The 21,811-nt window shown below is 49.8% G+C and carries 20 protein-coding genes; 15 read left to right on the forward strand and 5 right to left on the reverse strand.

Annotated features, from left to right (window positions below; all coding sequences use genetic code 11):
* Positions 1 to 30 precede the first annotated feature (30 nt).
* The 7 genes from AN963_RS00380 to AN963_RS00410 all read left to right on the forward strand — a co-directional run bounded on the left by AN963_RS00380 (position 31) and on the right by AN963_RS00410 (position 7,352).
* The gene (locus AN963_RS00380; protein WP_055742595.1) at positions 31 to 855 is read left to right on the forward strand and encodes a carbohydrate ABC transporter permease; all 825 of its coding nucleotides are present in this window, start codon (positions 31 to 33) and stop codon (positions 853 to 855) included.
* The gene (locus AN963_RS00385; protein ID WP_055742596.1) at positions 842 to 1,816 is read left to right on the forward strand and encodes an N-acetylglucosamine kinase; all 975 of its coding nucleotides are present in this window, start codon (positions 842 to 844) and stop codon (positions 1,814 to 1,816) included. Before AN963_RS00380 ends, AN963_RS00385 begins: the two co-directional genes overlap by 14 nt.
* Before the next feature lie 5 nt (positions 1,817 to 1,821).
* Positions 1,822 to 2,745 carry an N-acetylmuramic acid 6-phosphate etherase gene (gene murQ, locus AN963_RS00390; protein ID WP_083496743.1) on the forward strand — a complete coding sequence of 308 codons (924 nt, stop codon included), beginning with the start codon at positions 1,822 to 1,824 and terminating at the stop codon, positions 2,743 to 2,745.
* A 111-nt stretch (positions 2,746 to 2,856) separates the two neighbouring features.
* Positions 2,857 to 4,248, forward strand: a complete 1,392-nt coding sequence (locus tag AN963_RS00395) for an MATE family efflux transporter (RefSeq protein ID WP_236707841.1) — start codon at positions 2,857 to 2,859, stop codon at positions 4,246 to 4,248.
* Positions 4,249 to 4,337: 89 nt separating this feature from the next.
* The gene (locus AN963_RS00400; RefSeq protein WP_055742597.1) at positions 4,338 to 5,750 is read left to right on the forward strand and encodes a PAS domain-containing sensor histidine kinase; all 1,413 of its coding nucleotides are present in this window, start codon (positions 4,338 to 4,340) and stop codon (positions 5,748 to 5,750) included.
* 33 nt (positions 5,751 to 5,783) lie between these two features.
* Positions 5,784 to 6,110 (forward strand): DUF3870 domain-containing protein, encoded by a 327-nt coding sequence (locus tag AN963_RS00405; RefSeq protein ID WP_055742598.1) that lies wholly within the window; start codon positions 5,784 to 5,786, stop codon positions 6,108 to 6,110.
* 27 nt (positions 6,111 to 6,137) lie between these two features.
* Complete coding sequence (locus tag AN963_RS00410) at positions 6,138 to 7,352, forward strand: sensor domain-containing diguanylate cyclase (RefSeq protein WP_055742599.1); 1,215 nt, start codon at positions 6,138 to 6,140, stop codon at positions 7,350 to 7,352.
* Here AN963_RS00410 and nhaC read toward each other — a convergent pair.
* Positions 7,349 to 8,701 carry a Na+/H+ antiporter NhaC gene (nhaC, locus tag AN963_RS00415; protein ID WP_055742600.1) on the reverse strand — a complete coding sequence of 451 codons (1,353 nt, stop codon included), beginning with the start codon at positions 8,699 to 8,701 and terminating at the stop codon, positions 7,349 to 7,351. The genes AN963_RS00410 and nhaC overlap by 4 nt on opposite strands.
* A gap of 343 nt (positions 8,702 to 9,044) precedes the next feature.
* Here nhaC and AN963_RS00420 point away from each other — a divergent pair, with 343 nt between their 5' ends.
* From AN963_RS00420 to AN963_RS31080, 3 genes are all read left to right on the forward strand, one after another.
* Positions 9,045 to 9,968: an NAD(P)/FAD-dependent oxidoreductase gene (locus tag AN963_RS00420; protein ID WP_055742601.1), complete on the forward strand. Its 924-nt coding sequence runs from the start codon at positions 9,045 to 9,047 to the stop codon at positions 9,966 to 9,968.
* Positions 9,969 to 9,998: 30 nt separating this feature from the next.
* Positions 9,999 to 10,247 carry a glutaredoxin family protein gene (locus tag AN963_RS00425; RefSeq protein ID WP_055742602.1) on the forward strand — a complete coding sequence of 83 codons (249 nt, stop codon included), beginning with the start codon at positions 9,999 to 10,001 and terminating at the stop codon, positions 10,245 to 10,247.
* A gap of 129 nt (positions 10,248 to 10,376) precedes the next feature.
* Entirely contained in the window at positions 10,377 to 10,538 is a 162-nt protein-coding gene (locus AN963_RS31080; protein ID WP_161827246.1) for a hypothetical protein, read from the forward strand.
* Positions 10,539 to 10,607: 69 nt separating this feature from the next.
* On the opposite strand, the gene AN963_RS00430 is transcribed toward AN963_RS31080, so the two are convergent.
* From AN963_RS00430 to AN963_RS31750, 4 genes are read right to left on the reverse strand one after another with little or no spacing between them, the layout of a single operon-like run.
* Positions 10,608 to 11,336: a fumarate reductase iron-sulfur subunit gene (locus AN963_RS00430; protein ID WP_055742603.1), complete on the reverse strand. Its 729-nt coding sequence runs from the start codon at positions 11,334 to 11,336 to the stop codon at positions 10,608 to 10,610.
* Positions 11,337 to 11,368: 32 nt separating this feature from the next.
* On the reverse strand, positions 11,369 to 13,192 hold the full coding sequence (locus AN963_RS00435) for a fumarate reductase flavoprotein subunit (RefSeq protein ID WP_055742604.1): 1,824 nt from the start codon (positions 13,190 to 13,192) through the stop codon (positions 11,369 to 11,371).
* On the reverse strand, positions 13,189 to 13,824 hold the full coding sequence (locus tag AN963_RS00440) for a hypothetical protein (RefSeq protein ID WP_055742605.1): 636 nt from the start codon (positions 13,822 to 13,824) through the stop codon (positions 13,189 to 13,191). Before AN963_RS00440 ends, AN963_RS00435 begins: the two co-directional genes overlap by 4 nt.
* 29 nt (positions 13,825 to 13,853) lie before the next feature.
* Complete coding sequence (locus tag AN963_RS31750; protein WP_236707842.1) at positions 13,854 to 14,024, reverse strand: hypothetical protein; 171 nt, start codon at positions 14,022 to 14,024, stop codon at positions 13,854 to 13,856.
* A 713-nt stretch (positions 14,025 to 14,737) separates the two neighbouring features.
* Here AN963_RS31750 and AN963_RS00445 point away from each other — a divergent pair.
* Genes AN963_RS00445 through AN963_RS00465 form a run of 5 tightly spaced genes read left to right on the forward strand, consistent with a single transcriptional unit; the run spans position 14,738 to position 21,796 of the window.
* Positions 14,738 to 16,960, forward strand: a complete 2,223-nt coding sequence (locus AN963_RS00445; RefSeq protein WP_055742606.1) for a hypothetical protein — start codon at positions 14,738 to 14,740, stop codon at positions 16,958 to 16,960.
* 30 nt (positions 16,961 to 16,990) lie between these two features.
* Positions 16,991 to 18,151 (forward strand): HEAT repeat domain-containing protein, encoded by a 1,161-nt coding sequence (locus AN963_RS00450; RefSeq protein WP_055742607.1) that lies wholly within the window; start codon positions 16,991 to 16,993, stop codon positions 18,149 to 18,151.
* A 33-nt stretch (positions 18,152 to 18,184) separates the two neighbouring features.
* Entirely contained in the window at positions 18,185 to 19,627 is a 1,443-nt protein-coding gene (locus AN963_RS00455) for a glycosyltransferase family 2 protein (protein ID WP_055742608.1), read from the forward strand.
* A complete protein-coding gene (locus tag AN963_RS00460) occupies positions 19,624 to 20,412 on the forward strand; it encodes a response regulator transcription factor (protein WP_055742609.1) in 789 nt (262 codons plus the stop codon). The genes AN963_RS00455 and AN963_RS00460 overlap by 4 nt, the downstream gene beginning before the upstream one ends.
* A gap of 22 nt (positions 20,413 to 20,434) precedes the next feature.
* On the forward strand, positions 20,435 to 21,796 hold the full coding sequence (locus tag AN963_RS00465; protein ID WP_055742610.1) for a nucleotide sugar dehydrogenase: 1,362 nt from the start codon (positions 20,435 to 20,437) through the stop codon (positions 21,794 to 21,796).
* Positions 21,797 to 21,811 lie beyond the last annotated feature (15 nt).

Raw genomic sequence — 21,811 nt, forward strand, 5'->3', positions numbered from 1 at the left:
GGTTTTTTGGGAAGGAAGGAGGAATGCGTTTTGAAAACGAGCATAGGCGGCAGAGCGGTACAATACGTAATCGCATACCTTTTTATGCTAGTGGCACTTTATCCGATCGCCTTGATGATTGCCTCCTCGTTTAAAACGAACATGGAAATTTTCGCTAATCCACTCTCGCTACCGAGCTCCTTTCACTTCGAGACATACCAGAAGCTGTGGGAAGCCGTACCTTTTGCTGATTTCTTATGGAACAGCATTTTCGTCAGCGGGATGTCCGTATTGATGATTACCGTTTTTTCTGCAATGGCTGCCTTTTACTTGGCGAGATTTTCTTTCAAATGGACAGCGGCGCTTTACTTCTTTTTTCTCTTGGGGCTGATGATTCCGATCAAGCTGGGGATCGTACCCTTGTTTATCTTGATGAAAAATTTGGGACTTCTCAATTCTCTCTGGTCTCTCATCTTGATTTACACAGCGAGTGGGATTCCCATTGCGGTATTTATTTTAACAGGGTTTTTCCGGACCTTGCCTGTGGAGCTGGAGGAGGCGGCGCGGATCGATGGCTGCAGTAATTTCCAAGTGTTTTGGAGGGTACTGCTGCCCCTGATACGTCCGGCATTGGCTACTGTGGTGATCATCAACTTCATCCATGCCTGGAACGACTTTTTCTTTCCGCTCATTTTCATTCAAAAGGAGACGCTCAAGACGATACCGGTCGGCATGATGGTTCTGTTCGGTGAGTATGAAACGGATTGGAGTCTGCTGTTCGCAGGTCTCACGTTGTCTGCCTTGCCGATGATTGGCGTGTTTTTGCTTGCGTCCAGGCAGTTCATGGAGGGGTTGACAGCTGGTGCAGTCAAATAAGAAACAACAATGGTTTATCGCATTGGACGGAGGAGGGACCAGGACGAGAGCCGCAATATGCAATGCCTCTGGCCGAATCGCTGCTATGTCAGTCGGAGATGCCACCAATCCACTTTCACGACCGTGGGAGGCAGTGGAGAGTACGATTCGTGAGCTCGTTCGGGACGTGATCGATCAGGCAGGTATAGAGAACGCATTGGTATCTGCGCTCTATCTCGGGCTCGCTGGTGCAGATCGCCCTGAAATCAAAGATCGCCTTCGGGAAGCCTTTACAGATGAATGGGGAGAGCGGCTGTTGCTCGATAACGATGCTGTCTCTGCTCTGTACGCAGGTACATGGGGCGGACCGGGGATTGTCTTGATCGGAGGAACTGGCTCGATTGCCTATACCGTAACAGCCGATGAACAAAGGCAGCGCACGGGTGGATGGGGCTATTTAATAGGCGATGAGGGCAGTGGTTTTGACATCGGGCGAAGAGCAGCTGCAGCAGTCATGCAAGCAGCAGATGGTCGAGGGAAGCCAACAGCTTTGACAGACCTGTACCTGGCGCATTTTGGAGTGAACCGTCCCGAGGAGCTGATTGCCCGCATCTACGGGGGAATCAATCCGCGCAAGGAGTTGGCTGATACGAGCACGTTGGTGGAAAAAGCAGCAGGCCTCGGGGATGAGGTCTCTACACAGCTCATCGCACATGCCGCAGATGATTTAGTGGAGCTTGCTTCTGCCAGTCTGAGAAAAGTAGGGAGTCCATTGCCGGTTGTATTGGCAGGTGGATTGCTTACAGCAGATACGATGCTCCGGCGTGAGGTGCTGCGACGGGCCTGGTTTGCCGTGAAGATTCCGACTGTTGCTCCGGTCATTGGCGCTTTGGTAGCAGCCATGAGGAGGACTGGAAGGCATATAGACGCTGAGATTGCGTCCCGGCTCGAGCAGAGTGGAACCGTAAGAAAAAAGGAGTGAGGTCTGTGGGAGAGAACTTGCATCAGCTCCAGACAGAAATGCGAAATGCCGCAAGCGAGCAACTGGACCAGATGTCTGCGCTAGAAATTGTGACTCTGATGAATCAGGAGGATCAAAAGGTGGCACAGGCCGTGGAGCAAGTGCTGCCTGAGATCGCACAGGCAGTCGAGCTGATTGCAGAAGCGCTGGAAAAAGGGAGGCGCCTGTTTTACGTCGGTGCCGGTACAAGTGGCAGGCTGGGTGTATTGGACGCGGCCGAATGTCCACCCACGTTTGGAACCGATCCCGCACAGGTGCGCGGAATCATTGCAGGCGGGAGCAAAGCATTGACTGTCGCAGTGGAAGGCGCTGAGGATTCGCTGACTTTGGGACCAGATGACGTGCGAGAAGCAGGAGTACAGGCAGGAGATGTCGTCGTCGGGATCGCCGCGAGTGGCCGAACCCCTTATGTCATCGGTGCGTTGGCCGAAGCCAAGATACGCCAAGCGGTAACGATTTCACTCGCATGCAACCCAGGATCGGAAATCAATCAAGGGGTGGATGTGTGCATCAATCTGGCTGTTGGTCCGGAAGTTGTGACGGGCTCTACCCGATTAAAGGCGGGAACTGCAACAAAAATGGTCTTGAACATGCTGACAACGGCGAGCATGGTTCGAGTGGGAAAGGTATATGGCAACTGGATGGTCAACGTCCAAGCGACCAACAACAAGCTGCGGGAGCGGGCCAAGCAGATCGTGATGCAAGTAACCGGAATCGAATATCCGGAAGCAGAGACATTGATCGCGGAGGCGACAGGAGACGTGAAGCTGGCGATCGTGATGCAACTGACAGGCTTGCCAAGAGCCGCTGCAGAGGAAAGATTGCAGTGTGCAGGTCAAAAAGTACGCCAGGCGATTGAACATGACCAGGAAGAGAAAAGCCAGTCCTAGCAAATCGAGCCACCTATATCGAGCAAAAATACTAGATGCATCAAGCCTTTTTGCAGTATGATTGGCAACATGGTTGTCAACCAGGGACTGGCAAAAAGGAAGTGGATAAAGGTGGCTTCATTGGTATCGGCAGAAGCGCAGCTATCTGCCAGGAAGAAAATCAGTCTGATCCTGTCATTGGCGGTTCCCGCTATGCTCGAACAGATCTTGCATACGCTGGTCGGCTTTGTCGACCTGTTTTTTGTGTCTAATCTGGGTGCAACGGCCATTGCTGCAGTCGGCGTGGCGAATGCGATGATTCTCGTTTTTATGGCGATTTTTATGGCAGTAGGTGTCTCCGCTTCCTCCTACATCACGCAAAGCATCGGCGCAGGAAAACCTGAAGCGGCAGCTGCCTATGCCCGTCAAGCCGTGGTGCTGTCAGCGGGACTCGGTATCGTGTGTGGGATCATCGTGCTCCTCTTTGCAGAGCCGATTCTTCGCATGATGGGCGCAGAGCCACAGGTATTGGGAGAAGCGGTGGTCTACTTTCGGATTGTGGGTGGCCCCGCGATCTTCCTTGCCCTGATGGTGACGCTTGGGAGTATTTTGCGTTCGACCGGTGACACTCGTACTCCGATGAAAGTCAGCCTGTATATTAATCTCGTTCACATCGCATTGGATTACGTGTTCATCTTTGGACTCGGTTCCTTTGGTGGATGGGGCGTAGCAGGGGCTGCTTGGGCGACGGCATTGGTACGTATATTAGGATCGATTGCCCTTTTTGTTGCCGTGCATCGGTCTTCTCTAGCTATTTGGAATGATTTTTCCTGGCGAGAAACATGTGGGGGTCCAGCCAAGGAGATTATCCAGCGATCCTTACCGGTCATCGCAGAGAAAATGATTATGCGCTTTGGCGTTTTGGTATACTACGGAGCCATTATTCGAATGGGGACACAGGCGTATGCCGCCCACATGATTGCGTCTAATTTGGAATCACTGATGATTCTGGCGGGGGCTGGCTTTGAAGTGGCTGCTACTGTACTGGTGGGACAGTATTGGGGGGCAAAGCGCTCGCGTGATGCATATTCCTTCGGGATGCTGTGCACGTGGCTGGGTCTGGGACTCATGTCGATTTTCGGGCTGGCCTTGTATCTTTGTGCTCCGATGATTGCAGGAATCTTTACCCAGGATGCTGCCATCATCGAATACGTGGTCATTGCGTTGACGTTTATGGCCTTGTATCAACCACCATTGGCATTGCTGGTCGTATTGAGGGGAGCTTTGCAGGGGGCAGGAGATACGAAAGCGCCGATGTACGCTACGGCAGTCGGCATGTGGCTGGTCAGAATGGTCGGTGTGTACCTCTTTGGTTTTCAGATGGGAATGGGGCTCGCTGGTGTGTGGCTCTCGATCTTTTGTGATGTGCTCATCCGAGGAATCTTTCTTCTCTATCTGTATCGGAAAAGATTCCTGCACATTTCACGCGCGGAAGGGATGGAAACAACAGAACGAATAGGGTAATATTGGTTATGAATCGCATTTTTGAGAACGGGTAAAGGCTATTTCCGCCATGAGGAGTAGCCGTTTTCTTGTCCCAGGAGGGGGATTCGATGAAAGACTTGTTGGATAGTGGTATCAGGAGCGGTCTTTTCTATCGCTCCTTCTTTGACCAACTGGGCCAAGCTGCTTTTCTGCTAGACAGGTCAGGTACGGTATTTACGGGAAATCCAGCATGCGAGGAACTGCTAGGATTTGCTCCTGAGGAGTGGGCTGGAATTCCGTTCTGGTTGCTGGCTGTCCCGGAAGAGCGGGAGATGGTGAGATTGCAGACGCAATTTGCCATGGAGGGTAATCCCAAGCCCTTTTGCACCTCGTTGGCACACAATGACGATTATTCGGTTCCCGTACATATTACGTTTGATACATTTTTCACGGAAGGCGCGGCTGTCGGGTATTTTGCGATCGTCCAGGAGATCAGAACGAACGCGACGGACAGCAGTGGCAACAAGGCATGCAAGTTTGTGGATGTATCTTCAGAGGGTGTATTTATTTACCGCGCGGGCAAGCTGCATTATGCCAATCAGGTCGGGGTCAAGATCGCAGGCGCCACTCATTTGAACAAGCTGTTGCAGGTTCCCTTCTCGATGTTGTTTCACCCTCATGAGTTGCCGATGATTGAGGATATGATGTTGCGGGTGGAAAAGGGAGAGGTGGTCAATCCACTCGAGGTGGAGCTCATCCGGCTGGATGGGATTCTGATCGATGCAGAGGTATGCGCGACAAACGCCATCATTTCTGGAAAGTCCACTTGTTACGTGCTGATACGTGATATCACGGAAAGAAAGAGGGCGCAGGAATTTTTGCAAAACTCGGAAAAACTTGCGCTGGTAGGTCAACTAGCTGCCGGAATTGCACACGAAATACGTAATCCGCTGACGTCTTTAAAAGGATTCGTCCAATTAATGCAGAAAGATGGTATGCGTAAGCCAGAGTATTTTACGATCATGAGCTCTGAGCTCGCTCGTATCGAATTGATTGTAAATGAATTGTTGGTTTTGGCAAAGCCGCACGCGGCTGCATTTGAAGCACGTGACTTGTCCAACCTGATCAGTCACGTGGTTACATTGTTGGAAACAGAAGCGATTTTGCGAAAAGTAATGATTCGGGTCGTCTTTGAAACGGAAATGCCCATGATTCGTTGTGACGAAAATCATTTGAAGCAAGCCTTCATTAACTTTCTCAAAAATGGAATTGAAGCGATGCAGGGCAGTGGCGAGATCGTGATTCGATTGCGCTGTGAAGACAACCGCGTAGTCGTCCGCTTTGAGGACAACGGGATGGGCATACCTCCCGAACAGTTGACGAGGTTGGGCGAAGCTTTTTTTACTACGAAAGAATCGGGAACGGGTCTCGGATTGATGGTAAGTCGTAGAATCATAGAGAACCACAGAGGTACGCTACGATTGAAGAGTGCTCTCGGACAAGGCACGACGGTAGAGGTATCCTTGCCGATTCACGGATAGCCGATGATCGAAAGGTTTGGGGGGATGATCAGGATGGCTGACCATCTGGGTAAAAATACGGTTCTGACGGCGGGCTTTGCGCAAATCCCAAAAGGGACCACGCTGTATGAAGTATCGACAATGGTAGGATGTGTACTGATAATTGACGCGGATCACGATGTGATTTGCGATGCAAGCTTTACATTTGTCATGGACAAGACGAGCGAATTCCTGGTAAGTCTACTACTGGGAAAATCAGTAGCAGACGGCATGCAGGAAATTACGCAGGTCGTGCAAGAGCGTTTCCTGGCTCCGGGTCAGGGTGCCGTTTTGCAAGCGATCCGTGCTGCTGCCCTGCGATATCACGAGAAAAAATTGTAAGCTACTTGGGTGGCCGGAGGGGTGTACATGCATGAAGACTTCGCGGTAAGAGAAGCGTATGCACGGCAGTTGTTGGATCGATATAGCCAATGGCTGAACCGTATCGAAGAAGTGGATCGCTCTGAAATAGAAGCAGTAGAGCGCGAGCTTGCAGGGATGCTATCAGAAGAAGATAGTACGCTCCACGGCAATGTCATGAAGCAAATCGGGGAGTTGCATGAAAAGATCACCGAGATGCTGTGGATCTCAGAGCATATGAAAATATTGCACGACCTGAGCCATATTTTCGCCAAGACTTTTGATGAGGGCGAGATCTTGTGGAAAGCATTTGAGCTCGTTTCCAGAGTCATGCGCGCGGATGCTTTTTTCATCGCCTTTTTTGACGAAGGTGACAGTGAGATACGAATCCCGATCAGCATTGACAGTGGAATCAATTATGGCCCACTCATCGTTCCTTATGGTCAAGGGATGATTTCACGTGTAGTCGACACGAGACAGACGATCCACATCCGCACGATGAGAGATGAACCGAGTGAGCCGGAAATGATCCGTTGGGGTAGCCCGGAAATCGACACAAACACCTGTATTTTTGTGCCTCTGATGCTGGGGAATCAGGTGAAAGGCGTTATTTCGGCCCAATCCTATCGGGAGTTCGCTTACAAAAAAGAACATGAGGAGCTTTTGAAGATCATCGGCTTCCAGGTAGCCAGTGCGATGGAGACGGCGAGATTGTACGAGCGGGTATATCAGATGTCGTTTAAGGACGAGCTCACGGACCTAAGCAATTATCGCGCGTTTCACAACGACCTGGAAAAGCTGATGAAGAAGGAAGATTCTTCTGTAGTCCTGATCATGCTCGATTCGGATAATTTGAAAGCAGTGAACGATCACTACGGTCATCACTCTGGTGATGAGCTGATCCGGCGAATTGCGGAGGCACTAAAGTCGAGTACGGATAAAGGGGACACAGTGTACCGCTATGCAGGAGACGAGTTCATGCTACTTTCTCCAGGTGCCAAGATGGAGGAAGCGGAAGAAAAAGTACGAGCAATTCGGGAGTATTTGCGGACTCGTCCACTCGTTCAGGACGATTGCTCGATCCCGGTAGCTGTGAGCGTTGGAATCGCTCGCTTTCCTGATGATGCCGATACAGCTGATAGCCTGAAGCGGGCAGCAGATGAGGCGCTGTACCGCTCCAAGCGAAAGGGAAAGAATTGCACGACCGTGTATGCGAGTGATTAAGCTTTTTGTCGTCGCCACGCGTACAGGAACGTAATGATAGGCGAGAGCCATAGGTAAGGTACATAAGGCAAGTAATCGATCGTCGATACATGCAGGGTAGAGGTGAAAAACGCACCACTGACGCCCCACGGAATGAGCGGATTCACCAGCGTACCGCAATCCTCCAATGTCCGGGACAACCTTTTCCCTGCCATATGCCGAGCGACGAATGCGTCACGAAACATTTGACCTGGCAGCAGGATGGACAAGTATTGTTCACCTGTCAGGACATTGACCAGGATCGAAGAAGAGCCGGCCAAACCAACCATGCCACCGTCCCGCTTAATACGCTGGATCAGACCGGCAAACAGACCTTGGAAAACGCCGCTCGACTGGAGAAGTCCCCCGAGTGACAGAGCGATGAGAATCAGCGCGAGCGACCAGGTCATCGACAACAATCCACCGCGATTGACAATAGCTTTGACGGCTTCGTTGGGAATTTCGCTGACGAAGCCTTTTTGCATGACTTCCATCCACACGACAGGTGAGTGAACGCCTTGCACGAGAGCGGCTACCAGTACACCACTGACAATCCCGAATACGAGCGTAGGTAAGATAGGCTTGCGCAGGACGGAACAGACCAGAACGACCAGAGCTGGGATCAAGGTCACCAGACCGAGCGTGAAATGCTGCTCCAATGCCAGACGGATGTCCTGAATCGCATCCAGATTGACCTGAACGGTCTGGCCCTGAAGACCAAAGAATACGGCGGCCGCAGCAAGTGCAGGAAGGGCGGTATGTGTCATGTACTTGACGTGCGTCATCAGAGGAACGTCAGCCACGGCGGCTGCAAAATTAGTCGTATCTGACAGGGGTGACATTTTATCGCCAAAGCAGGCACCCGAGATGATCGCTCCGGCAGTCATGAGTGGATCCAAACCAAGTGCAGTAGAAACGCCCATCAAGGCAACTCCGACGGTACTTACCGTTGTGAAAGAACTGCCTGTGACTGTGGAGACGATAATGGTTAAAAAGAGCGCACTGATCGTGAAATATTCAGGGCGAATGACAGCAATCCCATAATCAAGAATCGTAGGGACGGTTCCACTCATCATCCAGACCCCGATCAAAATTCCGATCAGACAGAGAATAAGGATGGGAGCAATGGCTGACTGAATGCCTTTGACGATGCCTTCCTCCATCTGCTTCCAGGGAACACCGAATATTCGCAAGAGAACAGCGGCAGCGATGGTAGAGAGAAGAAGCGGCATATGTGGTTCGACCTTTCCCCAAAAGAGAGCAGGGAACAAGATGGCAAAAACAGCTAGCAGCACCCAAATACTTTGGGAAAAAGATAAAGACTTGTTCATGACGGCCAGGCAACTCCTTGATGTTGGTGTACCACTCACGAGTCGATCGCATTTTCGCACTTTTATGCTTTTGTGCGTTCAAGTGAGATAGGGGTACTTTATCTTGATTCGATTGATCCGTCAATGAAATCAGTTGAATTTAGAATCGCAAAATAATGCCGAGTAGTGAGTAAGTTCGATTAATTAAAAATTACTGCCTCAAAAAACTTGATCTATCAATGGAAATGAGAGTTATTTAAAATAATTATAAAAAGATATTGACTTTCAACTGGGATCTAGTAAAATGAGAAATGTTCCTAGTTGATAATAATTTTAATCTGATAATGAGAAAGGGGGAGCCGTTATGTATGATGTGATCATAATCGGCGGAGGACCGGCAGGAGCATCCGCTGCCATCTACACAGCCCGGGGAAATTTGAAAACGCTGGTAATCGACAAGGCACCCGGTACAGGTGCGCTTGCCCTGACCCATAAAATAGCTAATTATCCCGGCGTGGAAGGCGAGCTCTCGGGAAAAGAATTGCTCGATAAGATGCGCAGACAAGCGGAGGGCTTTGGTGCTGAGTTTATCCAGACAACCATTTCTGCGGTAGATGTGGAAGATGACGTGAAAGCGGTCTTCACTGCGAATGGTACGTTTGAAGCCAAAGCGGTCGTCGTTGCAACTGGTTCCAAAGGACGTAATCGCATGCTTCCCGGAGAAGAGGAATTGCTTGGTCGCGGCGTCAGTACATGCGCGACTTGCGACGGTGCTTTCTATGAAGGAAAACACGTTGCGGTCATCGGCGATACGGAAGAAGCCGTAGAAGAAGCACATGCGCTTACAAAATTTGCTGATCGCATCACTTTCCTTGTCCCACGTGCGGATCTGCAAGGGATAGAAGAAACACCAGAGCTGCCTAACACAGAAATTTTCTTCCGTACGCGCCCGTTGGAAATTGTCGGTAAGAATTCGGTAGAAGGGCTTCGGATTCGCTCTGCGGAAGGAAAGGAAGAGATGCTCGATGTTGATGGCGTCTTTGTTTTCCTCTCTGGAAGCAAGCCAGGTACTGATTTTCTGGATGGACAGGTTCCCTTGGATGACGAAGGCTTCATGATTTTGGATGAGTTTATGCAGTCATCGGTTCCAGGTGTATTCGGAGCCGGAGAAGTGCGCAAGACTCCTGTCAAGCAAGCGGTTGTGGCTGCAGCAGACGGAGCTATTGCAGCGATGGCTGTGGACCGATATATTAATAAACGATCCAAAATCGTTCCACAATACAAATAACCCCTCTAAAGAAAAAGGAGAGAACTACTCATGGCACAAGCAATTGTATACTCCAGCACAAACTGCGCATTCTGCAAGCAATTGAAAACATACCTGACTGAACAAAACATCTCTTTCGAAGAGCGCAATATTGATGAAAACGATGCATATGGGGAAGAGCTGAGCCGTCTGGGCATGATGTCCGTTCCTCTGACCCTCATTGGGGACAAGCAGATCCTGGGCTTCAATCCAAACCGCATCAAAAAGGCTCTCGCAGCTTTGGAAGAAACCGCTCAGTAATCACTCATCGCCACTCCTGGATCCACTAATAACAGACACCGAGAAAGGTAAGTGAGGATGAACGAATAAAGCCCCGCCTCTTCACCAATAGTAAAAAGGGTGTTGGCAATAAAGAGGAGGGGTACATACATGTCTAGGCCGAACAACGGAAAACCAAACGATCAGCAACGGGATTCTCAGGATTATTTGGCAAAGCAAGGGGAGCCGGCTCAAGCAGAAAGTGAGCTGGTGCGACTGTATAAGGAAACCGTTGAACCCGTCGCTTCTGTCCAGCGTAACGAGATGGAGTAACCGTACTTGTAGTAAATGCAAAACCGGAGCATACAGTTGCTCCGGTTTTTGTACTTTCACTGTTTTTAGTCACCGCTTCCAACCGGCAACTGCCATTTTCCTGCGGACATATGCGAGCTGCCCCTGCAGGGGGATTCCAATCGGACAATTATCATCGCATGCCATCAGGCCAATGCAGCCAAAAATACCGTCTTCTGACCCGACGACATCGAAGTACTCCTGTTCATTCCGTTCGTCCCGGGGATCAGCCATAAACCGCGCTACACGGTTGACACCTGCGGCCCCAATAAAGTTCGGCTTGATGTTGGCGGTGGCGCAACCGCCAATGCAACATCCGCATTCGATGCAACGTTCCGCTTCATAGATGTTCAATGCTGTTTCATTGTCCATCCGTTCTTCCTGTGAATGAGGATCAAAGGATTTTTCGGTATGTACCCAGGCTTCTGTCCGCAGTGAAACATCCCGAAACCACGTACCTGTATCCACCGATAAATCGCCAAGAAGCTTGAAGACGGGGAGGGGCATGAGGGTAATATCCGCTGGTAAATCCTTGGTCAATGTCCTGCAGGCCAAGGTGGGTTTGCCATTGATCAACATACCGCAAGAGCCGCAAATGCCTGCACGACAAACAAAATCATATTTCAATGTAGGATCCTGTTCTTCGCGAATTTTATTGAGAGCAATAAATAACGTCATACCCGTTTCTTCCTGCAAGACATAGGACACGGTGGCAGGTTTCTCTTTTGGAATTTCCGGGTTGTAGCGAAAGATATGAAACGTCAATTGCCGATGACCCATCTTTATTCCTCCATTCCACTCAAATCAGAAGATCACCGTTTGGCGCTTGCTGCTCCTGCACTTGCTTCGCCGTATCCCCGGTCACCAGGAGGCAATTCGGTAATTTTCACAGGTTCGTATTTCAACACAGGTCGGTCGGCTCCAGTCGGCCAATAGGCCAAAGTCCGTTTTAACCAGTGTTCATCGTCTCTTTTCGGATAGTCCTCACGGTAGTGGCTACCTCGGCTTTCGGTTCGCGCCAATGCTCCACCGGCGATGCAATAAGCCAGCTTCATCATTCCTGTGATTCTGAGCGCGGAAGCCAACTCCGGATCGGCACCCTGCCCACCACTGCGAAGGCCGATGTGAAAGGAACGCTGATGTAGTTCATGCAGTTGATCCACTGCATTTTGCAATGGTTCCTTCGAACGGAAAATCCCCACGTTTTCACTAAGGATGCTCTCCATCTGATGGCGCAGTTCATAGACGTTCTCTTTCCCGTTGCGGCAATGGATCAATGCTTGGATGCGGTCTTCCTGGAATCGCACATGCTCTTCAATCTGCGCCGATGATACATGAGTGGAGGCTTCCTTCGTGTATTTGGCAATTTTATCACCTACAACCATACCGGCCACGACCGTTTCCGCGAGTGAATTTCCGCCCAACCGGTTAAAACCGTGCATATCCCAGCAAGCAGCTTCGCCCAAGGCAAATAACCCTTCCAGTCCATAAGCCATTCCGTCAATATTGGTACGGATTCCGCCCATGCTGTAATGTTGAGTCGGGCGAACGGGTATCAAATCATGAACAGGGTCTATTCCTGTGAAATTACGGGAAATATTGGCGATCTCCCGCAAATTGGTATTGATGTGCTTTTCGCCGAGATGCCGAATATCCAACCAGACATGGGGCCCGTAAGCACTTTCAACGCCATATCCTTTCCGAATATGCTGCATGATGCGGCGCGATACCACATCCCGGGAGGCAAGTTCTTTCTTATTCGGCTCATAATCAGGCATGAATCGGCGGAGATCCTTATCCAACAGGTATCCGCCATCGCCGCGCGCACCTTCCGTAATGAGAATCCATGAGGGGACAATGCCTGTGGGATGGAATTGAACGGCCTCCATATTGCCGAGAGGAACGACCCCCGTTTCCAAAGCGACAAACATGCCGTTCCCTTCATTAATGATGGCGTTGGTGGAAGCGCCATAAAGTCTGCCATATCCGCCTGTCGCCATGACGGTAGACTTTGCCGTATACACCCGGAGTTTTCCGGTCCGTAAACACCTGGCTACTACGCCGTTGCAGCGAGTGCCGTCATGAATCAAAGAAAGAACTTCAGTTCGATCATGAACGGAAATTCCCAGCTTGATGACAACACTGTCCATGGTATAGAGAAGGGTATGACCTGTACCATCTGCTGTATAGCACGTGCGCCATTTGGCTGTTCCGCCGAAATTCCGGGCTGCAATCAGTCCTTCTTTTTCCGGAGCTTCATGGATTTCTTTGCCGTCATACATACGCGTGCCTGCAACAACGCGGTTCCACGGAACTCCCCAGGCTGACATTTGCCGAACGGCAATCGGAGCCGTTTCGGCAAAGAGCCGGGCAACATCCTGATCGCACCCCCAATCGGAACCTTTGACCGTATCGGCAAAATGAACATCGGTATTGTCTCCTTTGCCCATGGTGCTGTTGCCGAGTGAAGCTTGCATGCCGCCCTGAGCCGCAGAGCTGTGGGATCGCCTGGGGGGGACCAAGCTCAAGATCATGACGTTCAGTCCCTGAGTAGCCGCCTCGATGGCTGCACGTTCACCAGCCAACCCGGCTCCGACAATCAGTACGTCCGAAGTGAAATGGTCATATCGGCTCATACGGAACCCCCCAATGAATAAAATACCCACAAGCTGATACAACCTAAGGCGATCGTACAGACGGTTACGACTGTTAACACTCGTTTCAGGCTGTGACGTTGCACAAATCCCCATTTGACTAGTGCTCGATACAGACCGACACTGGCGTGATACTCAGCCAATACCAGAAAAACGAGATAAAACCAAAGCATCCATGAATGAACACGATCTGCGCTAAGCTTGGAATCGATTCCGACATAAACAACAGTGAAGACATGAATGATGATTAAGAGCAGAAGAGCGCTTCCGGTGACGGCCTGGAACAGCCAAGACCAGGTATCCTGATGTTTGATGATTTTGGCATGCCTCCACACGATTTTTTGTTCCTGCCATCTGCCGGGAATCCGGCGAAGCACCGCCCCAACATGCGAGGCAACAGTAAGGATGATGAAAATCACGGCAAGATCCAACAGCCGAAACTGCTCCATGAAATGGGCCAGTGTATTAAAAGCCTCAACCCCTAGGAGAATACTGGCGACAAAAAGCATATGCGTCCACAAAAAACCAACTAACAACAAGCCACTGACCGTCTGGACCAACTCAACCAAAAAGTCTGCTTTGTTCCTCGAAGTCAAGGCTCTCTGCAAATGCATATCCATTCTCCCTCCTATCCAACACCCAACTATTTTTCTTCATCCTTACCCGCTTCGATTGAATGTTGATCAATCATTTTTCCGCATTTCGAACAGACGAGGACAGGAACCCGCAAATCATACATGTCATCATAAAAGTAGGGATGATCCGATCGAGTTTCCACCTTTGTCGAAGCGCCACAGCAACGAGAAACATTCATCCGGTTCCCATCCTTTCCATACGGGATTTGCTGTGGTGGAACCGTAAGGAAGACGACTGGCTGATCTAAGATGGGTCAGCTGGATGATGGATGTTTTATGATACAGAATATTCCGTACAGTCAGTAAACATGCAACCGCTATCATCACCATCAACTAGCCGCCTGTTTCCAGCGCATCTCAAAGAGGGACCATTTCGTTCTCGATGCCAGGCCGTTGATTTTGGTGCTGTGGGGGTAAAGTCTGTTTCTGAGTCCTGGATGACATGGGAAAAATAACCTCCTTCTAGATTATTCCTTTCGTATTGGATTTTCAGGGATGAGTATGTGACTCTTCGATATTTTTTAATTTCTTTGAAAAACGTCTAACCGTTTTTCAAAGTTGTGGATATGAAATCTTTACAAATACTTTTTCAGATGGTAGCAACCTACCATTTTTCATTGGGAAGAGGAAAAAAAAGGAACGAGCATATGTACCTACTTACAAAAATGTCTGGTACGGATGGCAGGGGAGGTTGCAGGACTTACCGCCAAAAAACGTAGGACGATTTGGGTTATTGTGCTGGAATATTACATTTTCGTTACAACTGTGAAAAAAGCATAATAGTGATTTCAGTCTATGGGAAGGCTTTTGTCCCTATGTTTACAATGACAATGTCGGTAGGCCCGCTGATTTGATCAGAAGCTCTAGGCGATGTATCGGAGGGTGACGGGAATTGAAACGAAAGAATAGTCGCGTGAAATGGGTGAGCCTCACGTTACTGTTGGTGGCGGGAATCAGCTATCTGTGGTGGTTTTGGGATATAAGCCGCGTAGAGAGTATGGAAACAGCAAGTGGTTTTCAAATGAAATTCCGCACCACTGGTGACCAAATCGAAATCTATCAGGATCAAAAATGGCAGCCATTCTTTGTCAAAGGGGTAAATCTGGGGGCATCTTTACCCGGTCATTACCCGGGGGAGCTGCCAATCAAAAAAGAAGATTACCTGCGTTGGTTTGCCATGATCGATGAGATGGGAGCCAACGTCATACGGGTGTATACAATTCATCCTCCTGAATTTTATGAAGCGCTGGTTTCCTACAATCACAAAAAGGAGGGGGCACCTCTCTATTTAATGCAAGGGATATGGAGTCCAGAGGAACTGCTCATCGAAAAGAAGGATGCCTACTTGCCAGAGATTCGAGAAGCGTTTCGCCATGAGATTCAGGATGCGGTAGGGGCGGTCTACGGAGACATTACCCTTCCCGAAAAGCAAGGAAAGGCAAGTGGAAAGTATCGCGCGAACGCCGGACCGTACTTGATCGGTTGGCACACAGGGACAGAATGGGACCCTGTGATGGTGCAGAATACCAATAAGCTACATGCCAAGTCAGTTTCCTATCAAGGTGTGCACTTCCGTACGACGGACAAGTCGACCGCTTTTGAAACCTGGTTGACTGAGATGGTGGATACCGTCGCCCAGGAGGAAAGTAAGCATGGCTGGCAGCACCCGATGACTTTCACAAATTGGGTGACGACGGATCCGCTTTCCCACCCGGGAGAGCCGATCTATCAGGAGGACCTGGTCAGTGTAGATCCTACTCATATCCAGGTCGCTTCGTGGGATGCAGGCTATTTCGCCTCGTATCACGTGTATCCATACTATCCAGATTTCTTCCGCCACGACCCTGCTCTACAGCAGGTGAAGAATGAAGCAGGAGAGATCGACACGTACAAAGCGTACTTGCGCCAGCTGAAAGCCTATCACAAAGACATGCCGATCATGGTAACGGAATTTGGTGTTCCGGCATCCTGGGGAACCGCGCATCTGGGCAACCTCGGACGTGATCAAGGCGGACATACGGAAAAAGAGCAAGGAGAAATCAACGCAGCACTGATGCGTGAGATTGGCGAAGAAGGTTACGCCGGCGGGATTGTTTTTGCTTGGCAGGACGAATGGTTTAAGAAGACATGGAATACCATGCGCTTTGAATTGCCTGAAGACCGACGCTCATTCTGGATCAACGTGCTGACGAACGAATCGCTATTCGGTCTGTTGGGGATGTACCCAAACAAAGATGGGGTGCTCAACATCGACGGTGATCGTTCCGACTGGGATAAGATGCAGCCTGAGGAAAAACAACGACTCGATCTCGCTGTCCCTGGTTTTGAGGAAATCTGGATGGCTCACGACGAAGGGTACGTCTACCTTATGGCGCAACTGGATCACTCGTTTGATTCGGAAAAGGAAAAGCTGTACTTCGGTGTAGACACGACTCCAGGAGGCAATCGCCATGCTCCGGAGCTGGGAGGCGTCAGACTGGACGAAGGACTGGAAACACTCATCAGTCTAGGAAAAGACGAGGAGAGCGAAATTCGCATCTCCTCCAACTACGATTTTCATACCCGGCTATACGGCAAAGCGTACGGGATGCTACCGGTCAAGGAAGAAGAGATGCATGATGATTCGGGAGTGTTCAAACCGTGGAAGCTCGCAGTTGGACTGGAAATGGAACCGCCAGATAGTAAAAAATACTACCCGATGGAAGAGGTAGGAGTGGGTAAGCTTGCGCGGGGAACGACCGATTCAGAAGATGCCAGCTACAATTCACTGGCGGCGTGGCAAGTGAAAGGCAAGGTAGTGGAGATGCGGGTTCCGTGGATGCTGCTTGGCTTTACCGATCCCAGCTCACTTGCGGTCATGAGCTATCAGGGAGAAGGGAAGACCTTTAAAACGGCGACGACGAAAGGAATTCGCATCCTGCCGTGGATCGTTGATCGCGCGAAGGCCCAGACGACGAGCTTGCCACAAGAGAGCAGTCCGTTCCGTGTCTCTGAGCTACCTATTTACTCATGGCCAACATGGGAGCAAGTACGCTATCACGAACGGAAAAAACAAAGCTACTCGATCTTGCAAAAGACCTATCGTGATATGAAGCCGTCCATTTTGCAAAAGTAACAAGGAAGCGTCTAGAGGAGTGTGAGGAACGTGCAAACACCATTGGAGACGGCATACGTTTTTCTGTACGTGTTAAGCGGTGTGACCGTACTCGGTCTTTTGGTCCTGTTCGGGCTGAAGCTGCGAAATATTGCTGCTGAAAAACGAACCAAGCTGTGCTTGGAGAAATACCAGGATTACTTTGTGTACCTGCAGGCTCATGGGGAAGAGGAAGAGCGGTTGAGGACTCCCTATGGAGAAGTGACCCTGCAGGAAAAGAAAATCATTCAGAAAAAGCTGTTTGAGCTGATGGAGCGCTTCACTGGTGTGCATCGGCAGAAGCTCGCATGGCTGTGTGAAGATCTGGGGTTAGTAGACCTCGATCTGAAACGGCTGGGTGGTTCGTGGAAGTGGACGAGAGTGGACGCAGCCTACAATCTGGGGGTAATGCGCTCCCAGCGCGCCGTCCCTGGCTTGCTGCAGCTGTTAGAAAAACTCGACTATGATCCCAGCCTGTTTATCGTTGCCCGTGCGGTAGCCAAATGTGCGCGGAACGGGAATGATCTGGATGAAATGGTGCGGCAGCTCGTCAAGCATCGAAAAAACTTCCATCCGCTGATAGTTGATATCCTCAGCGAATCAGAGGTGGACACGGGTCCATTGTACGTTGCCTTTTTGCAGGAGGCAGATACGGATCTGGTCGAGATTGGTCTGATCGGTTTGTCCGTAAACAATCAATCCAATCTGGAACCGTATTTGCACAAGCTCGTTCATGCAAAGGAAAAAGAGGTGCGAATCAAGGCAGTCAAGCTGATGTGCAAGGATTCTCGCCTGCTGACAGACAAACGAGTACGGGAGTTTTTTGCTCACCAGGATTGGGAGATTCGGGCTGCCGTAGCAAAGTCGATTGGGACGCTGGGTCTTGCCGTCCACATTCCGCTGCTGAAAAAGGCAGTGGTCGATTCCAACTGGTGGGTCTGCCACCACAGTGCGCGCAGCCTGGCACAATTGAACATCGAAGGATTTCAGGCTCTTTGCGAGATTTTGCAAGAGGGGCGCTTTGGAAACCATGTGCAGTTGGCTCATCAGGTGGTGCAAGAAGAGCTTGCGAAAGGCAAACAGAAGCTAGACGATCAGGAAAAGCAACTGCAGTACAATCAAAAGTTGCATCTCTACCAGAGCTCGAGACGAAAGACGATTTCGACTGCGTAAGCTTGGCATAGATAAGCAGGAGGGGAGGAAGCTATGCGTGATTTTCTGCTCTACTACGGAATATTCGCCGTCTACTATGTGATTGCGATTAATTCGTTGTATTTCATCATCATGATGTTCTCTTTCAAGAGCATCGTCGGGATATTAAAAAGCTCCATCTACTCCAGGTTTCAGGCGTTGTCAGGCTCGGAACAAGTCCCGCCGATATCGATTCTGGTACCGGCTTACAATGAAGAACTGACGATTATCGAGAATGTGCGATCACTACTCTCACTCAACTATCCGCGCTATGAAGTGATCGTGATTAATGACGGATCCAAAGACGATACCCTGCAAGTACTGACTCGTGAGTTCAAGCTCGAAGCATCAGCGAACATGCCTGTTCAGCCGCTCTTGCAGACGTCGAACATCCGGGGAATCTACCACAATCCGGCTTTCCCGAATCTTTATTTGATCGACAAAGAAAATGGTGGAAAGGCGGACTCACTGAACGCAGGGATCAACGTTGCGCACTATCCGTTGATCGCTTCGATCGACGCCGATTCGCTGCTAGAAAAAGATGCGCTGATTCGTATCGCCAAAGTCTATATGGAAAATCCGGATGAGACAGTAGCGATTGGCGGCGACATTCGGATCGCAAACGGCTGCAAGATTGAAGACGGGGTCGTCAGCGACATTCGTCTGCCGGACAAGTTTTTACCGATGATGCAATCGGTGGAATACCTCAAGGCTTTTCTCGGGGGAAGGATCGGCTGGAGTGCCATCAACGGTTTGATCATCGTGTCTGGTGCCTTTGGAGTCTTCCGCAAAGACTATGTGATCAAAGTCGGCGGCTATCGTGAAGGTTATCCGGGTGAAGACATGAACATCATCATCAAGCTGCACAAATACATGCTGGAAAACAAACTCCCTTATCGCGTCGCCTTTTGCCCGGATGCGGTTTGTTGGACACAAGCGCCGGACTCGTTCCGCATCTTGGGTAGCCAACGACGCAGATGGGGGCGCGGTAATTTAAAAAACATGATCGAGTACGGAAAGAACATGGTACTGCGACCGAAATACAAGTTATTCGGGATGCTTACTTTGCCTTTCAATATCTTGTTCGAGACACTTAATCCGTACTTCCGGATCACAGGGCTGCTTGCACTGATCGGGTACACGCTCATGGACATGACCAATGCAAATGTCCTGTTGCTGTACGGACTGCTCAATATCATCTACGGCATACTGTTGGGAGTCGGTGCTCTGCTGCTGGAGGAAATCGCGTTTCGTCGCTATCCGCGTATCCGGGATATCGTCAAAATGCTTTTCTATACAATCTTGATGTTCTTTGGCTATCGTCAGGTCGGCGTCATCTGGAGATTCCTCGGACACATCGAATATTTGAGCAATAACAATTCGTGGGGAACGATGACACGCAAGAGCTGGCAAGCTGAGGGCAACAAAAACATTTCGAGTTTGGAGGCAAGAGGATGAGTAATCTCGTACCAGCTTTTTATCAGCTTCTCGGTGAAATGGAAGCGAGCCAAACATCGTGTGGGGTTATTTTAGTGACTTGCAAAAATCTCTCGAAAGAAGGGCTGGAAGCGATCAAAGTCGCTTTTGAAACGGATACACCTGATGTGACAGCCCACTATGAGTACGACAAAACGAAAAATATCTTAGGTGTGGGATTGGAGGGGCAAAAGCTGAGTGACACCCATTTTCACGCCTTGCGAGTCAAAGATTATTTGCTAGAAAAACATCTTCTGTCAGGCAGCATGCTAATCGCGAGCTTTCCCGAAAGCTCTCGCTCATCCAGGCAAATGCTCATGAGAATGATGCAGGACATCAAAGAACTGGAAGGCTTCGGGGAGATTCACATTTATGATCCGGTAACTGCAGACGGCCAAGAGGATCAGACAAGCATCCTGCTCGTCAATTCGGATCAAACCGTAAACGAATTTTTGACGATCTATCTGCAGCGCAAAGGCTATCAGGTAAACGTAGCCAGCGATGGGATGGAGGGGATGCAGAAGTTTCAGGAAATGATGCCGGATTTGGTTATTACCGATCTGAATCTGCCAGTGATCAATGGCTATCAGCTGATGGAGCGCATCAAGCGTACTGAAAAAGACTACACCAGCAAAATCGTCATTCTTACAGATAAGCGACTGGAAGAGGATGTCCAAAAATCATTTGCTCTTGGTGCATCTGACTATATCACCAAGCCATTTTCCCCAGTGGAGCTGGAAGCAAGGGTAAAACGGCTGATTTCATAAAGAGAGAAGGAGTGGAACAACAATGGGAAGATACGAGGAGTTACAACAAAAGATTCAAATGAAAACAGCAAAAGTAGGCATTATCGGTTTGGGCTATGTGGGGCTGCCCTTGGCAATCGAAACGCTGAAAAGCGGCTACACCGTAACGGGGATCGATTTGCATGCAGGCAAGGTGGAGAATCTGAAGGCAGGCATTTCGCACGTGCAGGATATTTCCAATGAAACGCTTCAGGAATGCATGGCGGAAGGGCGTTTCTTCCCAACTACTGACTACAGTGTACTCGCAGAGCTGGATGCGATCAGCATTTGCGTACCCACTCCACTCAGTCCTAACCAAGACCCGGACACCTCCTACATCATTCATGTAGTGGATCAAATCAAAACGTACATGAGACAAGGCATGTTGATCACGCTGGAGAGCACCACCTATCCCGGAACCACAGAGGAATTGATTCAGCGTGAGTTTGAAAAGCTCGGCTTGGTAGCAGGCGTAGACTTTTTCCTCTGCTACTCGCCCGAGCGTGTCGACCCGGGTAACCGACTGTTTACTACCCACAATACGCCGAAAATTATCGGGGGCACGACGGAAAAGTGCATCGAGCTGGGCTGCTTGCTGTATGGCAATCTAGTAAAAACGGTCGTTCCCGTCTCTTCACCAAAGGTAGCGGAAATGTCCAAGCTCCTGGAAAACACATTTCGCAGCGTCAATATCGCTTTTATGAACGAGATGGCGATGATGTGCGACAAAATGGGTATTAACGTGTGGGAGGTTATCAAAGCAGCATCGACCAAGCCTTTTGGATTCATGCCTTTCTATCCGGGACCGGGGATTGGTGGGCACTGCATCCCGCTCGATCCGATGTACTTGTCCTGGAAGGCGAAAGGGTTCCGCTTCCACAGTCAGTTTATCGAGATTGCCCAATCCATCAATGATAATATGCCAGACTACGTTCTGAACAAGACGAGTCAGGTTCTCAATCTGTACGCCAAGGCGATCAAGAATTCCAAAATTCTGATCCTTGGCATGGCGTACAAGCCAGATGTGGATGATCTGCGCGAATCACCTGGGCTGGAAATCTACGAGCTGTTCGCTAAAAACGGGGCAAAGGTAGATTATTTCGATCCATATGCGACTAGCTTTGTAGATAAAGAGGGACATGTCGTTCCTTCCATCGATAACGATCCGGAGTTCTTCAAGACCTACGATTGCATGGTTTTGATCACCAATCATCGCAGTTTCGATTATCAGGCACTGGCCGACCTCGGTGTTGCCATTATCGATACAAGAAACGCCTTTGACGGCATTACAAACGCGAACATTTACAAACTTGGTAATGCTGTTGCGATTCGTCAGGAAAAAGAAATGGTTAGTATGCTTGCATAACATGCGATACCTGGA

It is taken from the genome of Brevibacillus choshinensis (genome assembly GCF_001420695.1).
GTDB lineage: Bacteria > Bacillota > Bacilli > Brevibacillales > Brevibacillaceae > Brevibacillus > Brevibacillus choshinensis.